General features: G+C 66.0%; 14 protein-coding genes. 10 read left to right on the top strand and 4 right to left on the bottom strand.

Translation table 11 applies throughout. The features are described 5' to 3' along the window. Nucleotides 1-61 precede the first annotated feature (61 nt). From CMC5_RS01500 to CMC5_RS01490, 3 genes are read right to left on the bottom strand one after another with little or no spacing between them, the layout of a single operon-like run. On the bottom strand, nucleotides 62-823 hold the full coding sequence (locus CMC5_RS01500; RefSeq protein WP_050428745.1) for a glutathione S-transferase: 762 nt from the start codon (nucleotides 821-823) through the stop codon (nucleotides 62-64). 44 nt (nucleotides 824-867) lie between these two features. Continuing rightward, nucleotides 868-2,895 (bottom strand): NHL repeat-containing protein, encoded by a 2,028-nt coding sequence (locus CMC5_RS01495; protein WP_050428744.1) that lies wholly within the window; start codon nucleotides 2,893-2,895, stop codon nucleotides 868-870. After that, nucleotides 2,892-3,728 (bottom strand): PEGA domain-containing protein, encoded by an 837-nt coding sequence (locus tag CMC5_RS01490; protein ID WP_169796426.1) that lies wholly within the window; start codon nucleotides 3,726-3,728, stop codon nucleotides 2,892-2,894. Before CMC5_RS01490 ends, CMC5_RS01495 begins: the two co-directional genes overlap by 4 nt. Nucleotides 3,729-4,051: 323 nt before the next feature. Here CMC5_RS01490 and CMC5_RS01485 point away from each other — a divergent pair, with 323 nt between their 5' ends. Next, nucleotides 4,052-5,779 carry an OmpA family protein gene (locus CMC5_RS01485; protein ID WP_050428742.1) on the top strand — a complete coding sequence of 576 codons (1,728 nt, stop codon included), beginning with the start codon at nucleotides 4,052-4,054 and terminating at the stop codon, nucleotides 5,777-5,779. A 154-nt stretch (nucleotides 5,780-5,933) separates the two neighbouring features. Here the strand turns inward: CMC5_RS01485 and grxC are convergent, their stop codons facing one another. Beyond that, a complete protein-coding gene (grxC, locus tag CMC5_RS01480; RefSeq protein WP_050428741.1) occupies nucleotides 5,934-6,224 on the bottom strand; it encodes a glutaredoxin 3 in 291 nt (96 codons plus the stop codon). Nucleotides 6,225-6,300: 76 nt separating this feature from the next. On the opposite strand from grxC, the gene CMC5_RS01475 reads away from it, so the two are divergent. From CMC5_RS01475 to hxsA4, 9 genes are all read left to right on the top strand, one after another. Further along, nucleotides 6,301-8,913: an ATP-dependent Clp protease ATP-binding subunit gene (locus tag CMC5_RS01475; protein WP_082362151.1), complete on the top strand. Its 2,613-nt coding sequence runs from the start codon at nucleotides 6,301-6,303 to the stop codon at nucleotides 8,911-8,913. A 293-nt stretch (nucleotides 8,914-9,206) separates the two neighbouring features. Next, on the top strand, nucleotides 9,207-9,725 hold the full coding sequence (locus tag CMC5_RS01470) for a hypothetical protein (protein ID WP_050428740.1): 519 nt from the start codon (nucleotides 9,207-9,209) through the stop codon (nucleotides 9,723-9,725). Continuing rightward, on the top strand, nucleotides 9,725-10,642 hold the full coding sequence (locus CMC5_RS01465; protein WP_050428739.1) for a radical SAM protein: 918 nt from the start codon (nucleotides 9,725-9,727) through the stop codon (nucleotides 10,640-10,642). Before CMC5_RS01470 ends, CMC5_RS01465 begins: the two co-directional genes overlap by 1 nt. After that, entirely contained in the window at nucleotides 10,642-11,607 is a 966-nt protein-coding gene (locus tag CMC5_RS01460; RefSeq protein ID WP_050428738.1) for a radical SAM protein, read from the top strand. The genes CMC5_RS01465 and CMC5_RS01460 overlap by 1 nt, the downstream gene beginning before the upstream one ends. 108 nt (nucleotides 11,608-11,715) lie before the next feature. Then, nucleotides 11,716-13,431, top strand: a complete 1,716-nt coding sequence (locus CMC5_RS01455; protein ID WP_169796425.1) for a MopE-related protein — start codon at nucleotides 11,716-11,718, stop codon at nucleotides 13,429-13,431. Between the two features lie 16 nt (nucleotides 13,432-13,447). After that, nucleotides 13,448-14,011, top strand: a complete 564-nt coding sequence (gene hxsD, locus CMC5_RS01450) for a His-Xaa-Ser system protein HxsD (protein ID WP_082362150.1) — start codon at nucleotides 13,448-13,450, stop codon at nucleotides 14,009-14,011. Then, the gene (locus CMC5_RS01445) at nucleotides 14,008-14,280 is read left to right on the top strand and encodes an HxsD-like protein (RefSeq protein WP_050428735.1); all 273 of its coding nucleotides are present in this window, start codon (nucleotides 14,008-14,010) and stop codon (nucleotides 14,278-14,280) included. Before hxsD ends, CMC5_RS01445 begins: the two co-directional genes overlap by 4 nt. After that, nucleotides 14,277-15,776 (top strand): His-Xaa-Ser system radical SAM maturase HxsB, encoded by a 1,500-nt coding sequence (gene hxsB / locus CMC5_RS01440; RefSeq protein ID WP_050428734.1) that lies wholly within the window; start codon nucleotides 14,277-14,279, stop codon nucleotides 15,774-15,776. Before CMC5_RS01445 ends, hxsB begins: the two co-directional genes overlap by 4 nt. A 43-nt stretch (nucleotides 15,777-15,819) precedes the next feature. After that, nucleotides 15,820-16,065, top strand: coding sequence for a His-Xaa-Ser repeat protein HxsA4 (gene hxsA4 / locus CMC5_RS49080; RefSeq protein WP_050428733.1), 246 nt, complete (start codon nucleotides 15,820-15,822; stop codon nucleotides 16,063-16,065). Nucleotides 16,066-16,082: the final 17 nt, after the last annotated feature.

The following is a 16,082-nucleotide window of genomic DNA, read 5'->3' as shown; positions in this document are numbered from 1 at the left end:
GTCATCCGCGAGAGGGAGCGAGTCCTGGGGTGGCGGAGAGAGGGGGGGGAGGTGGCCAGGGTCAGCGAGCAGGAGTGCCGTCGAGCTCCGGATAGTGACGGAAGATGCCTTCCTCGTTGAACGGTAGGCGGCGTCTCGAGGCGAGATACGCGGCAAGGCGCGGCCTCGCGGCGACACTGTCGCGCAGCGCAAGGAGGAGAGGGATGTCCTGCGCCACCTGTGCGAACCCGTTGGGGAATGCATGGGCGAGGCCGCTCAGCACCTGGAACATCGACAGATCCACGTAGGTGAGGGACGTGCCGACGAGGTGACGGCCTGCACCGACGCGGTTGTGACGAAGGACCTTCTCGAAATAGCCGAGGAACTTCGGGAGTCGCTCTTCGACGAACGCCGAAGCGCGTCGCTTTGCCTCGGCCTTCTGGTCTTCGTAGTAGAGGCTCGTGCTGATGGGATGGTGGGTGTCGTGCACCTCTGCGACCAGGTCGACGAGGGTGAGCTGCAGTTGATGCGCCTCGACGCGACCCCGCTCGTCTTCGGGAGCGAGGCCGAAGCGAGGAGCGAGGAATTGCAGGATGGTGGCCACCTGAGCAATGACCAGCTCACCGACCCGGATGATGGGGGGCGCAAAGGGGCTGAGGTGCGCGCCATCCGCCTGGAGGATCTGCAAGATGGCCGAAACACCGCCTCCTTCGCGCTCTGGCAGCCTGGCGACATCGACGTACGTGACGCCCGCCTCTTCGAACAGGAGGCGGATGAACTCGCCGCGACCCTGGATGTTGGGCCAGTAGTAGAGTTCGTAGCGATCGCTCGATGGGCTGGTCATGGTCCCTCCTCCTCGGGTCGTGATCGGAGCGGCGGACGATGACGTCAGTTCGTCGGTGTGCTCGCAGGCTTCTTCTGAAGGCGCATGATCACGCCAGCTCCGCCGAGACCTCCGGCCGACTCGCTGGAGCCCTCATTGAGCCAGTAGAGTGCGTCGCCATTCACCGCAATGGATCCTGGTCGATGCTGTCCAGCGGCGAGGACCTCGGCCTCTGCGCCGTCCTTGCCTGCTCGCACCACGGTGCCGGCTCCCCGGTTCGTCCAGTAGATGTACCGATCGTCGATGGCGATGCCGCTCGGGAGCGCTTGAGAATGCGCGACCCTTTCCACCGTGCCGAACGACTCTTCCGTGAGATCCACGCGAGAGACGGCCCCACCCTCGAAGCTCGTCCAGTAGACGGCCTGCGCGTTCCCGCTGCCGTCGATGTCGAGCGCGAGTGATCTCGCCGTGCTTTCCTGGCTGGCGATGATCTTGGCTTCGCCTCCGGGTCGCTGGCAGGCGACCGCGGCATCCCCGGCTTGAAGTGTGCCCTGGTAAGTCCAGCACACGATGTTCGCCGCTGCCGCCACACGGTACGGAGCGCGAGCGAGAAAGCCTGCCGGGGTTCGCGAGGTGGGCGCGCCTTGCGCCGAGAGCGATGCGCCAAGCCCGCTCGTCGTCACTTCGAGCACCTCATCGCCCCAGAGCTCGGTCCAGAGCAAGGTGTCGCCGAGCCGGGCGAGCCCCTCGGGTTGCTTTCGTCCATCGAGCAGCGCCACCGGGTTCAGCCCGGGCGCTGCAGCCCAGACGACCCCATCGTCGGCTGCCGCGCCGGCCGTGGTGAAGAAGACAGGGCCCAGCGTTGCTGGATTGCCTGCGCTGGCACCGACGTCATCGGCCACCACATCCCGCGGCGACAGCATGTTTGCTGCGATGATCTCGGGGTTCCCTCCGTCGAGCGGGATCCATTTCACGGCACCCTGCCCGAGCGATGCGCCCGTCTCTTCATCGAAGTCGCCCGCCTCGGTCCACAGGACGCGCGCGCCTGAAAGAAACAGCTCGACCGGGTTCTTGAGGCCAAGGGCGACGGGCAGCGGCTGATCGCCATCCGGTGCCGTGTAGTGTCCCTGCCCGGACGCGGACCAGGGGCCGCAGGTGGGCAGTCCGGTCAGCTTTTGCTGACACGTCCCTTCTCCGGCGGGCGAGACGGCGACGCCCAGCAGCTTCTGCGCTTCCGCCTGTGCGCACACCGCCTTGGGCAGCTGGAGCCAGCCCGCATCCACGCGGAACCCAGCGTCGCTCTCTGCGTCGAGCGGCACGTAACAGGCGCTGGAGCCGCAGATCCCACCCCCTTGCGTCAGGAGCGCGAGGTTGATGGTGGTATCCGGCGTCGGCAGCGTGGCGCGGCACGTCTCCCCGCCGGTGTTCCTGAACTCGTCAAGATCGAAGGTGACGCTCGCCGCGTTCGAAAAGCACCGGACCGTGTCGAAGCACAAGCCGTCACCCTGGCCCGTCCCGCCTCCGAAGACGGCCTGGGTGGTGAACTCGGGTAGCTCGTCCGAGGGGAGTTCCTGGGCCACGCAGGAGCCGGCGATGCAGGTCTTTCCCTCCTCGCAGGTGCTCTTCACGATGACCTGATCGTTCTCATCGCGCTTTGCTTGCCCGTTCTCGTCGCGCTCGACCTCGGCAGCGCCGTAGCAGAGGAACTGGATGGGGAGATGGAGGAGGGCGGTCCTGTCCTCGGGGATGGTCGTCACCAGTTCGCGCAGGATCTGGACCTGATCGTCCCCACCACGGGTGGCGATGACCCTCAGCTTGAGAGGCCGAGAAGGATCGTCCGGCGTGAGGAATCCGAGCGTGGCCGGGAGGCGGATCTGCTCGTTCTCGTCTCGACCGTAACGCCCCTCGAAGACGACCGCGCCTTCGAGGGTAGCGACGATCCGGATCTGGTCGATGTCCTTCGGAACGGACATGTCCGTCTGGAAGGCGACCATGAGCTGTCCCTTGGAGCCAGCGCACGCACCGAGCATGGAAGCCATGCTCATCGCAAAGAGCCCGGCGAGCCCGAAACCTCCGATGCGCTTCAGCATCATCGACCTCCGAACGAGAGTGGAATCGTCCCCAGTGTCCCTCGCTCGGCGGGCGTCCCGGGCTCGTACAGCAAGGCTCCGGTGAGTACCGCGCCTGCGAGGAGCGCGGCGCCGCCACCGAGCCACCACCACAGCCGCCCCGAGCTTGCCGACGCCTTGTTCAGGCCGACATCGACCCGCCGGAGCTCGCCTTCGCGCACCAGCACCTCGGCTTCGTGGGTCTCCTTCCCCGTCGCGCTCACGCGGAGGGCGTGCGGTCCGCTCGTCACGGGACCTTCCCAGCGCCCTCGACCGACCAGCTTGCCATCGACCGAGATCAGATCGTCGGGTGCAGCTTGCACGAGGAGCGTGCCGCGGCGGACGTCGCGCTCCAGGGTCGCCGCCAGCCCGATCCGGCTGCCACCTTCGACCCGCAGGGTGCGCGAGAAAGCCTTGAAGCCAGGCTTCGTGATCTGCAGCCTTCGCTCTCCCAGCTCGACGGCGAGTGGCTTCGGGAGTGGCGTCGTCCCCATGGGGACGTCATCGATCAGGACCGTCGCACCGGCCTCGCTCACCGCAAGCTCGATCCGGCTCACCAGCGACTCGGCGGTGCTCCGGAGATCGGCGAGGTCCTTCCGGTCGTCTTCGCTGAGCTTTGCCCCCGCGTCCTGCTCGAGGCGCTGTAGCGTCGTGAGCAACCCAGCGTAGTGGCGCAGGTTCTTCTGACACAGTGCGACGCTCCAGAGGAGGCGATGATCCCGAGAGAGCTCATAGGCCTTCTCGTACCGTTCGAGCGCCCCGGCGAAGTCCCCATCCTTGAAGAGCGCCACGGCTGCGCCATGTTCTGCTCTGGCCATTCCGGTGAGCGACTCCGAGAGTGGAGCGGCTGGTGCGGTGGCGGCCGCGGGAGGTGATTGCGGTGCCGTGGGGGCGCCGGGAGCTGTCTGCGCCCATGCCTCCCCACCCACCAAGCTCAGAGCCCCCACCATCACGGCCACGCCGGTCCATCTCATTCCGCGCCTGCCCTCCATCGCCAGCTCCTTGTTGCCCGACCTGAGGAGCCGACCCTCCTCGACTCGCAGCATCCTAGAACGGAACCCTCGCTCCCCGAAGAGTTCTGTGGTCGGCATGACGTGTTCTTTGCTTTGAGACTGCCACCGAGGATAAAGTCGCCTACTTGATGAAGGCTTTTGTCTCGGGGGTGGCGTTGCTCGTCGCCGCCGCCATGCTCTCCGCGCCAGCAGCAGCCCAGGAGGCGGGCGCCATTGCCCTCGACCCCCTGGATCCATCATCGGCCGGTGATCCCTTTTTTGGCATCCCGTCGCCCTTCATCGGTGGCCATCTCGTTCCCAGAGGGCATGTCCTCTTCAGCCACGCGGCCTCGCCACTGACGCTCAGCCAGAATGGTGAAGAGCGGGCGGTGGTCGGAGGACAGTCCATCCTGCACATCGGAGCGACGTTCGCGCTGTTCGATCGACTCCAGATCGCCGCGCAGCTTCCGCTCGCCGTGGCGCAGTCGGGGGAGGGGGCGCTGGGCGCAGGGGGAGCCACCGAAGCGATCCCTTCAGGCCCGGCGCTTGGTGATCTACGGCTCGGAGCCCGTATCCGTCTCTTCGGTGAAGAGCGCGGCGTGTTCCAGATCGGGACGGGCTTCGCGCTTCATCTCCCCACCGGCGCGTCGGACAACTACATGGGAGATGGGTCGATCCGGATCTCGCCTCAGCTCCTCCTGGGCGGTCGCATCGGCGAGCGTATCGTGTGGAGCGCGCTGGGTAGCGGGATGTTCCGCAGCTCGGGGAACCCCTCGACGCTGGTCTACGGCGCTGGCGCTGCGGTGCTGTTCTGGAACGAGCGGTTGCAGATCGGTCCGGAGATCTACGCCTCGACACCACTGCAGGGAGGCTCTCTCGGCATCACCGAACAGACGCGCGTGGAGCACGCTCGGGCGACACGTGCGGAAGTCCTGCTCGGGGCCCGAGGGTGGGTATTTTCCGGTCTTGCGGTGGGGGCTGCTGGCGGCCCAGGGCTGGGTGAGGGGCTGGGGACGCCGTCCTTCCGTGTGATCGGGACGCTGGCCTGGGCACCGCGCGCCGAGGACCCGCGGGTGCAAGCCAAGGCGACGGCCGACTCCGATGAAGATGGGGTGCTCGACGAGAGCGACGCTTGCCCCTACGCCTACGGGCCCAAGCACGCCGACCCCAAGCGGAACGGCTGCCCCGTGGTGGACGGTGACGATGACGGGATTCCGGATCCGGAAGACGCCTGCCCGGAGCAGGGAGGGGTGGCCTCGGGCGATCCCTCGAAAAACGGGTGTCCTGCCGATGCCGATGGGGATGGGGTGCCGGACTCGCTCGATGCTTGTCCCAGCGAGTCAGGTCCGGCGGAGTCGGTCGGGGGTCGTCCTGGTTGCCCTGCGCCGCCGCCGGTGGTCGATCGAGACGGTGACGGCATCCATGACGGCGAGGACGCCTGCCCTGGCGAGAAGGGGCCAGCCAGCACAGAGCCCAGCGCTCATGGTTGCCCGAAGCTGGTCCGGGTGCGCGGCGACGAGGTGATGCTGCTCGACCCCGTGCTCTTTCGGGTCTCGACCGCCGCCTTGCCGCCCATCGAAGCGAAGTCGAATCCTGTTCTGGAGGAGCTGAAGGAGGTGGTGCTTCAGCATCCGGAGTGGGTGAAGATCGAGGTGCAGGCGCACACCGACAACACGGGAAACGCGAAGTACAACGAGACGTTGTCCACGGCGCGGGCCGAGTCGGTCAGGAAGTGGCTCGTCGACAAAGGGATCCCGGCGGAGCGGCTCGTCGTGAAGGGATACGGAGGGAGCAAGCCCATCGCGGACAACGCGACGAACGCAGGGCGGGAGAAGAATCGCCGCGTCCAGCTCCTGGTCCTGCAGAAGACCCCCTGACCTCGCATTTCGCACCTGTCCTGCCCCGCCGAGGGGTGCATTCGCACGATGCGATGCGCCGCAGATCGATTGGGTGGCAATGAAAGCCCTCACCCCTCCAGCTCGTGGAGGATCTCATCGTCCTGCGGACGAATCGTGCTGTCCGTCTGTGGGCTCAGCGTGGCATGGCGGGAGAGTCCGGGCCGGCGGGCTTCGCCAGGAGCGGGTCGAGCTGACCTGCCTTGTCGAGAGCGGCGATGTCGCTGAACCCGCCCACGCTCTGACCGTTGATGAAGATCTGAGGCACCGTGCGTTGGCCCGACGCCTGATGCATCCATCGGCGAAGGTCGTCCCGACTCTCGACGTTTACCTCCGTGTACTTGACGCCCTTCTGGCTCAGCAAGGCCTTGGCGCGGGTGCAGTAGGGGCAGTATCCGGTGACGTAGATGGTGACGTTGGCTTCCATGATTCCAGAAGACAACCTCCGACCGAGTTCGCTCAGATGCAAGCCCGCAAGAGGCTGATTGCGCTAGGCTCCCGCCATGGCGGATACAGAGGGAACGATTCACCTCGAGCGGTACACGCAGGACGCGCGGCAGGTGGTCGCTGGCGCGCAGCAGGTGGCGGATGAGCGCCAGCATCAAGAGGTCACCACGCTTCACCTGCTGTACCGGCTTCTGGAGCGCGATCGGGGGGTAGGGGAGGTCTTCCGGCGGGCTGGAGCCGACCCCAACGAGACGCTCCAGCTCGCCGACGCCGCGCTCCGGAAGCTGCCCAAGTCGCCAGGAGCGGTCGCGTACGTCAGCCCGCGCCTCCTCGATCTGCTGGGGCGCGCCGAGCGTGAGTCGACCCGTGACAAGGCGCCCAGTGTGGGCGTCGAGCACCTGCTGCACGCACTGGCGCAGGAAATCAGGGGCCCGGCAGGTGAGATTCTCTCCTCGTTCGGTATCGGTCCGGGCGCTTTCCGACCGCATGTCTCCGTCCTCGAAGCGGCTGCGCGGGAGAGTTCGGCTGGGCCTGCTCCCTCTGGAGAGCCGGGGCAGGCATCTCTGTACGTCCGTGATCTCGTGGCGGATGGGCGGCAGGGGAAATTCGATCCGGTCATCGGGCGAGACCTCGAGGCCCGACGCCTGCTCCAGATCCTGGAGCGCCGGAACAAGAACCATCCCTTCATCATCGGTGAGGCCGGGGTGGGCAAGTCGGCGCTCATCCGGGGGCTGGCAGAGCGGATCGCGCGTGGCGACGTCCCGTCGAATCTCGCGGGAGCGCATCTGTACGAGCTGGACACGGGCGCGCTCGTCGCGGGCGCGAAGCTGCGGGGAGAGATCGAGCAGCGCCTCAAGGTGCTGGTCGACAAGCTGCGCGCCGACCCCACGGCCGAGAGCATTCTGGTCGTCGAGGACTTCGACGCCCTCTTCGGTCAGGGCGTGACGGGTGCAGGCGTGGGGGAGCTGTTGAAGCCGCTCCTGTCGCGCGGTGAGATCCGGATCATCGCGACGAGCACGCCGGAGGGGATTCGCAAGATCAACGAGCGGGATTCGTCCATCCTCCGGCGATTCTCGACCGTCACGCTGGAAGCGCCGGGGATCGCGCAGGCGACGGAGATCCTGCGCGGCATCACCACGAAGTACGAGGAACATCATCGGGTTCGCGTCGGAGAGAGTGCGATCGCCGCTGCGGTGGTGCTGGCGAAGCGATACATCTCGGATCGCGCCCTGCCCGACACGGCCGTGGATCTCCTCGATGAGACGTCGGCAAGGAAGCGGGTCGAGGTGGATGGTATCCCGGCTGATCTCGATCTCCTGAGCCGTCGTGCGGACTCACTGCGTGCTCAGATCGCGGCCCTCGCCGACGACGAAGATCGCCTCAGTGTGCAGACGCGGGGTCGTCTGGAGAAGGAGCTCGCGGAGATCGAGCCGCGGGCGCAGGAGATGCGCACGCGGGTCGCCTCGCGTCAGGGAGTCGTCGCCGCCATCCAGGCGATTCGAAAGGAACTCGCCGACGCTCAAGCCGCGCTGAAGATCGCCCAGCGAGACCGTGTCTTCGCCCGCATCGGGGAGCTCGAGCACGTCACGATTCCCGAGATCTCGAGACGGCTCAACGCGGCCGAAGAGGCAGCGCAGCGCGAGGGGGTGGCCGCCTCATCGAATACGGTGGAGGAGGCAGACGTTGCCGCGACGCTGAATGATTGGACCGGCATCCCGGTCGCGAAGATGCTGGAGGGAGAGGCCGAGAAGCTGCTCAAGATGGAGGAGCGGCTCGCCCAGCGCGTGGTCGGGCAGGACGAAGCGGGGCGCGCGATTTCCCGTGCGGTCCGTCGAGGCCGGGTCGGGCTGCGCGATCCTGGGAAACCGATTGGCTCGTTCCTCTTCCTCGGTCCGAGTGGCGTGGGGAAGACCGAGCTGGCCAAGGCGCTCGCCGAGTTTCTGTTCGACGACGAGCAGGCCATGACGAGGCTCGACATGAGCGAGTTCATGGAGCGTCACATGGCCCAGCGTCTCATTGGTGCACCGCCGGGGTATGCTGACAGCGAGCAAGGGGGCTTTCTGACCGAGGCAGCGCGTCGCAGACCCTACAGCGTTCTGCTGTTCGACGAGGTCGAGAAGGCGCACGCCGACGTGTTCAATCTGCTGCTCCAGATCCTGGACGATGGACGGCTGACGGATGGCCGCGGTCGGACAGCTGATTTCTCGAATACGGTCGTGATCATGACCTCGAACATCGGCTCGAAGCGGATCCTCGAGACCGATGGACGTCTCTGGGACTCCGAGGACGGGCGTGAGGCGATCCGGGACGTGCTGCTCGAAGAGCTGCGCGAGTTCTTCCGCCCGGAGTTTCTGAATCGGATCGACGACATCGTGGTCTTCAAGGCCCTCAGCAAGGAAGACCTGCGTGGGATCGTGGACATCCAGCTTCGTCGGCTGGAGCATCTCCTCACGGACAAGGAGATCAAGCTGTCCCTCTCCGATGGAGCGAAGGGGCGCCTCGTGGACCTCGGCTACGACCCGAGCCTGGGGGCTCGGCCTTTGAAGCGGGCCATCACGCGCGAGCTTCAAAACCCGCTCGCGGAGGAGCTGCTGGCAGGCGGGTACAAGCCAGGGCAGGTGGTCCAGGTGGACGTCAAGGAAGGGCGCTTTTCTTTCACCAAGGCGTGAGCTGGGATGCCGGAGAAGGGCGTGAGAGACGTTCGTCACAGAATCTGGTGTCCGTGCCCACTCCGATGACCTGAGGCTTTGCAACGACGACGGTCTCACAGGAGTCGAGGGAGCTCGACGAACTGCCTGAGGCGGCCGCATCGTCGGCGCTCACCCAACGCGCCGCGCTCGCTGCTGACGCGGCGCGTTGGGTGAGCGCCGATGGGACTGGACGGGTTGGCCTCCAGTCAAGTTGACGTGAACCCGTATTCCGCCGATCCTGCTAACGGGGCAAGTGGTAGGAGGGCTCGGGTATGTCCTGGAGGACGGTGTCGCGTCGCTTTGTGGTGGGTGTGCTGGGCAGCAGCGCGGCCGTGACGTTGCTGGCCCGGCCTGCCATGGCCACTTCGGAAGTGCCGCCGCCGGAAGGGGAGATGGGGCGGGTGCGGGCTCTGTTGTCTCCCCTCTCTGAAGGATCCCAGTTCGGTCGGTGGACCGTCGTGCGCATGGAGCCCCTGCGGCGTGGAGCGATCACCGTCACCGTGGCAGGAGCGGACGGCCGCCCATTCTGTCTGGAGGTCCTCGCCAGGAGCCATGCGCCGAGAACGCCGCATCCGCCTGGGTTCACCGAGCGATTCGCGATCTACGTGTGCAACGGCGGTGACGGCTGGTTGCCCACCTGCGAGGAACAAGGTCTGGCCGCGATGGCGCTGGCGCAAGTGCTCGGGGCGAACGAAGGGGAGGCCGAGCTGGAAGGCTTCCTCACCTACGTGGAGCGGCTCGAGCTGCACCATGACGCGATGATGCGCGCTGCAGCGCATGAACACAGCTGATGTTCGTCGTCGACCTCGGCTTCGCGTGTAACAACGCGTGCGTGTTCTGCGCGCAGGGAGCGCTCCGTGCGCGGCCCGCAGAGGCGCCGAGGGACGAAGACGAGGACATGGCGCATCGTTTCGCTGCACTCCGTGCAGGCAGCACGGTGGCCCTCGTGGGAGGAGAGCCGACGCTCGACGAGCGGCTCCCTGATTGGATCCGGGCGGCTGAGGCGCGGGGGGCCGCGCAAATCGTGGTGCAGACCAACGGTCGGCGGCTCGCGTACCGCGGCTATGCCGCCGCGCTACGAGCGGCATCGAAGCGGCTCAGGCTGGAAGTGTCGGTGCACGGCTCCACCGCGCCGATGCACGACTATCACACCGCCACGCCGGGGAGCTTCGGGCAGACTGTGAAGGGGCTGAAGCACGCGCAGCTCGAAGGCATCGAGTTCTCTGCGACGACGGTGGTCACGCGCTCCAATTTTCGGCATCTCGTCGAGATCACTCGCCTGGTCGGTACGCTCGGCGCGCGCGCGCTCCAGTTTTCTCCTGCCGTCCCTCTCGGCAACGCGGCGCGCGTCGCGGACCGGGTGATTGCTGCCCCGGAGCTGGTCTCACCCCACCTGGCGCGTGCCATGCGAGAGGCCGTCGCGATGGGGCTGCAGTGGCGCGTCGGAGCGCGGGACAGCGGCCCTGATGTGGCAGGCTGGTTTGCAGGGCTGGGGCAGGCCGAGGAAGAGACCGCTGATGGCGAGCCTCGTCGAGCCAAAGCGGAGGTGGAGCGCAGCGAAGGGCGGGTCAGTCTTCCCATGCTGGGCAGGCCCGCGCCTGCTCGAGCCGAGGTGCGCACGCGGGAGCGGCGCACGGGGACCGAGCTCCGAGGGATTCTCCCTGGTCTCTTCAACGACGAGCAGCCGCGGGAGAAGGGAGCAGGCTGATGGCGAACATCGGCTACATGCAGCTCGTTCGGCACTGCAATCAGTACTGCCGCTTCTGCTCCAACCCGGAAACACCTTACGTTCTCGATCTGGTGACCGCACAGCGCGAGATCGACGATTTCGTCAAGCGTGGCTATTTCGGAATCATTCTGACGGGCGGTGAGCCGTCGCTATCACCGCTGGTCCCGGACATCACCCGCTACGCGGTGGAGCGGGGGCTGCATGTCCGGATGATCACCAATGGCTCCAAGATCGCGGATCCAGAGACGGCGCAGCGGTTCGTCGAGGCCGGATTGCGGCATTACCACGTGTCGATCCACTCCTGCCGCGCCGACGTGGAGGACTTCCTCACGGGTGTGAAGGGCTCGTTCGAGCTGGCCTTGCGCGCATTGACGAACCTCCAGGCGATCGACACGGCCGAGCGTGCGTCGGGCGGCGCGGGCGTGACGGTCAACATCAACACCGTCATCAACTCGTTCAACTGCGACCACCTCGACGAGACCGTCCGCTACTTCGTGGAGCGCTTCCCCTTCATCCGTCACTTCGTGTGGAACAACCTCGATCCTTCCATGGGCCGGGCGGAAACCAACCGCGACACGGCACACAGGCTTCGAGATTTCGAGGTGTCGCTGGCTGGCGCCATGCGGTTTCTCGCGCAGGCCGGGCGCACCTTCCGCGTGGAGCGGGTCCCGCTGTGCTTCATGGTCGAGTTCGCCCATTGCTCGACGGAGACCCGCAAGATCATCAAAGGGGAGGAGCGGATCGTTCACTTCCTCGACGACAAGGGCACCGTACGCCAGACGGATTTCCGTCACCCGAAGGCGGAGGCGTGTCGGCACTGCAGCCTCAACGAGATCTGTGGGGGGCTCTTCGAGCTGGGAGACTGGTACGATCTCGACGAGCTCGCCCCCGTGTTCGTACCCAAAGAGCCCATCATCCGCCGCGTACTCGCGGGAGAAGTCTGACGACGAGGTGAGGAGATGAATCGCGGACGCCACGTCATCACGCGCCAAGGTCACCCCCGTCCTCTCGCGGTGGTTGCGATCACGTGCTTTCTTAGCGGGGCCAGCCTCATGGCCTGCGCGGAGAGCGACACGGTGACCACGCCGACGAGCACCGGGACGGGGACGGGGACAGGGACCGGCGGGGCTGGCGGGGACGCCACCTCGACCACGACGACCTCCAGCGCCACGGGAGGCGGTGGGGGACAGGGAGGCTTCGGAGGGCTCGGTGGCGCCGGGGGAGAAGGGGGAGCGACCGGGATCGGCGGTGCGGGGGGAGGCTGCACGCCAATGCCCGAGATCTGCGATGGCATCGACAACGACTGTGATGGCGATGTCGATGAAGGCACCGATGGCTTGCCCTGCGCCACGGGGCTACCGGGCGTCTGTGCCACGGGTGTCACCGTGTGCGACGGAGCCAACGGCACGCAGTGCGAGGTGGTCACCTCGCCAGGGCAGCTGCCCGAGCTGTGCAACGGCCTCGATGACAACTGCAATGGCCAGACCGATGAGGGCAACCCGGGTGGTGGCGCCTCGTGCCAGGCCGCAGCGCTCGGCGAGTGCGCGCATGGCACGCAGCAGTGCGTGAACGGTCAGGTGCAGTGTGTCGCCTCGTCGCCGCAGCCAGAAACCTGCGATGGTCTCGACAACAACTGCGATGGCAACGTCGATGAGGGAAACCCCGGAGGCGGGACGCAGTGCCAGACGGGCCTGATGGGTCTATGTGCGAGCGGCGTCACGAGCTGCAGCGGCGTGAACGGGGTGATCTGCGCTCCGGTCGTCGCTCCAGGCCAGCTCCCGGAAGCCTGCAACGGGCTCGATGACGATTGCGACGGCATGATCGACGAGGGCATCCCTCAGGTGGGGCAGACCTGCACGCGGCCGGGCTACCTGGGCATCTGCCAGTTCGGGACCTATGTCTGTCCCTCTTCCGCGCCGTTCCAGCTCACGTGCAGCGGACCCTTGCCCGGCACCATTCAGGAGTCGTGCAATGGTCTGGACGACGACTGCAATGGAACGATCGACGATCCGGTCCTGCTCAACAACAACCCTTGTCAGAGTGGTGCTCCCGGTGTGTGTGCTGCGGGGCGCACCCTGTGCTCGGGCGGGGCGCTCACCTGCAACCCGGTCGTGACACCCGGGTCGCAGGCAGAAATCTGCGACAACCTCGACAATGACTGCAACGGGCAGGTCGACGAGATGAACCCGACCAATGCCTGTGCTTCGCAGCACCCGGGCGCCGCGAACGTGCAAGCGTGGGCCTGCAACACCGGGACGTGCCAGATCACGACCTGCAATGGGGGCTATGCCAACATCAACGGCGCTGCCGGGGATGGGTGCGAATGCGTCACCGACTCGTGGGCGACGAGCTGTGGCGTGGCAGGATCGCTGTCCGTTCCTTCCGGTGGCACGGTGACCATGACGGGGAAGGTGGAGACCGCTGCTGGCAGCGACTGGGTCACCTTCAACTTCAGCGTCCCGGGTGTCGGTCAACCCTACCGCCCGAAGGTACAGCTCACCGACTCGGGCGGTGGCCAGTACCGCATGGATGTGATGGTGAACTGCGCGGGCACGGCTGCTGGATGCTCGACGTTCGGCGGCGCCAACAACGAGAACGGGATCAACGTGTCGACATGGGAGCAGAACTACAACCTCTATTCGGCGGGGCCGAACTGCTGCAATGACAGCACGCCGCGGGCTTCGACGGTGCGCGTACGTGTCTACCGCGCCAACGGGTCCCAGCCGACTTGCACCAACTACACCGTAACTGCGACCAACACCAACTGAGGGTGAGATCCCGTTCATGAGCAGTACCAGGGAGACGCCAGCGCGTACGGAGCCGTCAGGCCAGCTTTCCGTGTCCGCCACACCGCATGTCGTCGAGATCGAATTCGATGAGCAGCTCTACCCGAAGGACGTGATCTACGGGGCCGCGTACGTGTTCATCGACCGCTGCTACGTGCACCTGGATCGGGTGGGCGAGGGGCGGATCAAGGTCACCTTGCGGGCAAAGCGAGGCACGCCCGAGCTGACGGACGCGCTCGCTGGCGAACTCCAGAACGAGCTGCTCGCGCAGGCGTGGCGTCAGGAGATCGCGTCCCAGAACCGCCAGTTGATCGAGACGATCACCGCGCGCGCGCTGGGCGGAGCCGCAGGACCACCGGGCCTCGACGAGCTGCTCGCGATGGACATCGGCGACGACACGGCCTTCGACGATCCGCTCGGTATCGCCATGAGCTGGGAAGACAAGTACGGAAAGAAGAAGGCCAAGCCGGGCGAGGCGGCGGAGCCCAGCGCGGACACGGCCGGCTCGACCCAGGCGGCGACTCCTTCCACTGCCGCAGACGGCGGCAGGGAGACGACGTGACCGAACTGCGCTTCCATGAGGACCTGTACGACGGGTTCGCTGTCGACGAGGCGGTGCGCGTGTACGCAGACTTTCTGGATGCCGAGCTCGCACGCGAGCATGAAACCTGGGTGGTGAAGATTTCGGCTTCACCCCATGCGCTGGCCGAAGGAATCGACGAGGTGACGCTCGCGGCCGAGCTGTCGAACTATGCGCTCGGGAAGACCATCGAGCGCAGCCGGTTGCCAGAGGACGTGCTGGCCGCTGCCAGTTCGGGAGAGCCAGCATGACCTTCGATCTCGCGCTGAACGGAGCGCGGCCCCAAGCTCCCTCCGATCTGGTCCCGGTTCGCTTGAGGCCCATCGGGGACGATGTGCTGCTCACCAATGAGTGGGGCGACTGGGTCTTCGTGGCGCGGCCCCAGCTGACCGCAATGATGCGTGGAGAGATCCCGGTCGACCTGCAAGAACAGCTCGCCGGGAGGAACTTCCTGCGCTCGAGGCTCGATATCGAGGCGGTGAGCAAGCGTGTGCGACAGAAGCGACGCTTTCTCGACTACGGGCCCAACCTGCACATCCTGGTCGTGACGCTCCGATGCAACGAGACCTGCGTGTATTGCCATGCGAGCCGGGCAAACATGGAGGCGGTGCATACCGACATGACGCCCGAGATCGGAGAGCGATGCGTCGACCTGGCGCTGCAGTCGACCTCGCCGGGCGTGACCATCGAGTTCCAGGGAGGTGAGCCGCTGGTGAACTTCCCTGTGATGCGCCACGTGATCGAGTACGCGCTCGCGAGAAACCGGGCCTACGGCAAGGACCTGGGGTTCACCATGGTGTCGAACCTCGCGCTGATGGACGAGGAGAAACTCTCCTACCTCACGGAGAAGCGCGTTCAGATCTGCACCAGCATCGATGGCCCGGAGGCGCTCCACAACAAGCAGCGCATCCTTGCGGGCGGCAGCTCGCACCGCGAAGCGATCCGGTGGATCGAGCGCATCAACAAGCGCTATGTCGATCTCGGTCTCGATCCCACGCTCTATCACGTCGAAGCGTTGCTCACGACGACGCGTGAAGCGCTGAAATATCCTCGTGAGATCGTGGACGCTTACGTGAACCTCGGCTGCCGAGCCATCTTCCTGCGCCCGGTGGATCCGTTCGGTTTTGCAGGGCGAACGGCACAGATCGTCGAGTATGATCGGACGGCCTTCCACGACTTCTATCGAGCGGCCGTGGAGCACATCCTGGATCTCAACCGCAAAGGCGTGCAGGTCCTGGAGCGGTACGCCGCCATCTTTCTGACCAAGATCCTCGGCGACGACGACCCGAATTTTCTCGACATCCGCTCGCCGAGCGGCTCGGGTATCGGGGCACTCGCGTACAATTATGATGGGAAGATCTTCTCCAGCGATGAAGGGCGCATGCTCCACGAGACGGGGGATGACGCTTTCCTCATCGGCGACGTGCGCACCGCGAGCTATCGCGGGCTCATGAAGCACGAGACGGTGAGGGCGCTGGTCATGTCGTCCATCCGTGAGGTGCAGCCGGATTGCGTGAATTGCACCTATGCCCCGTACTGCGGGATCCAGCCGGAGCACAGCTACCGGACCCAGGGGACAATCTTCGGGCGGATGCGGGAGAGTACGCTCTGCTCGGTGCACAAGAGGATTCAGGACTACCTTTTCGAAAAACTGCGGGCGAACGATGCACAGACAGTCGAAATTCTTCGACGTTGGACGACGGTGAGAGAACGGTCACACTTTCTGCACACCCCCGCGGCGTCGTAGGTAGGACTGGAGTGAGCGCGCAGCGCAGACTGGGAGGCGCGAGATGGCGAAGAATGGCGAGAACGGCAAGCTACCGAGCTTCTCGGCAAAGCCCGGCGGGATGTTGTCGCGAGTCGAAGCAGACATGGCCGAGAAGGCCACCGAGGATGCAGAGAAGATGGGCTTCCCCGGTGAGAGCGAAGGCGGGGTGATCCCCGCACAGCACTGTAGCCATGGGTCGCATGGCAGCCATGGGTCGCATGGCAGCCATGGGTCGCATGGCAGCCATGGGTCTCACGGGAGCTGGTAGCGATTCTCGCTACGCGC

Source organism: Chondromyces crocatus (genome assembly GCF_001189295.1).
GTDB lineage: Bacteria > Myxococcota_A > Polyangia > Polyangiales > Polyangiaceae > Chondromyces > Chondromyces crocatus.
The sequence above is the reverse complement of the archived record's forward strand: the minus strand, read 5'-3'. Positions and strand labels throughout refer to the sequence as shown.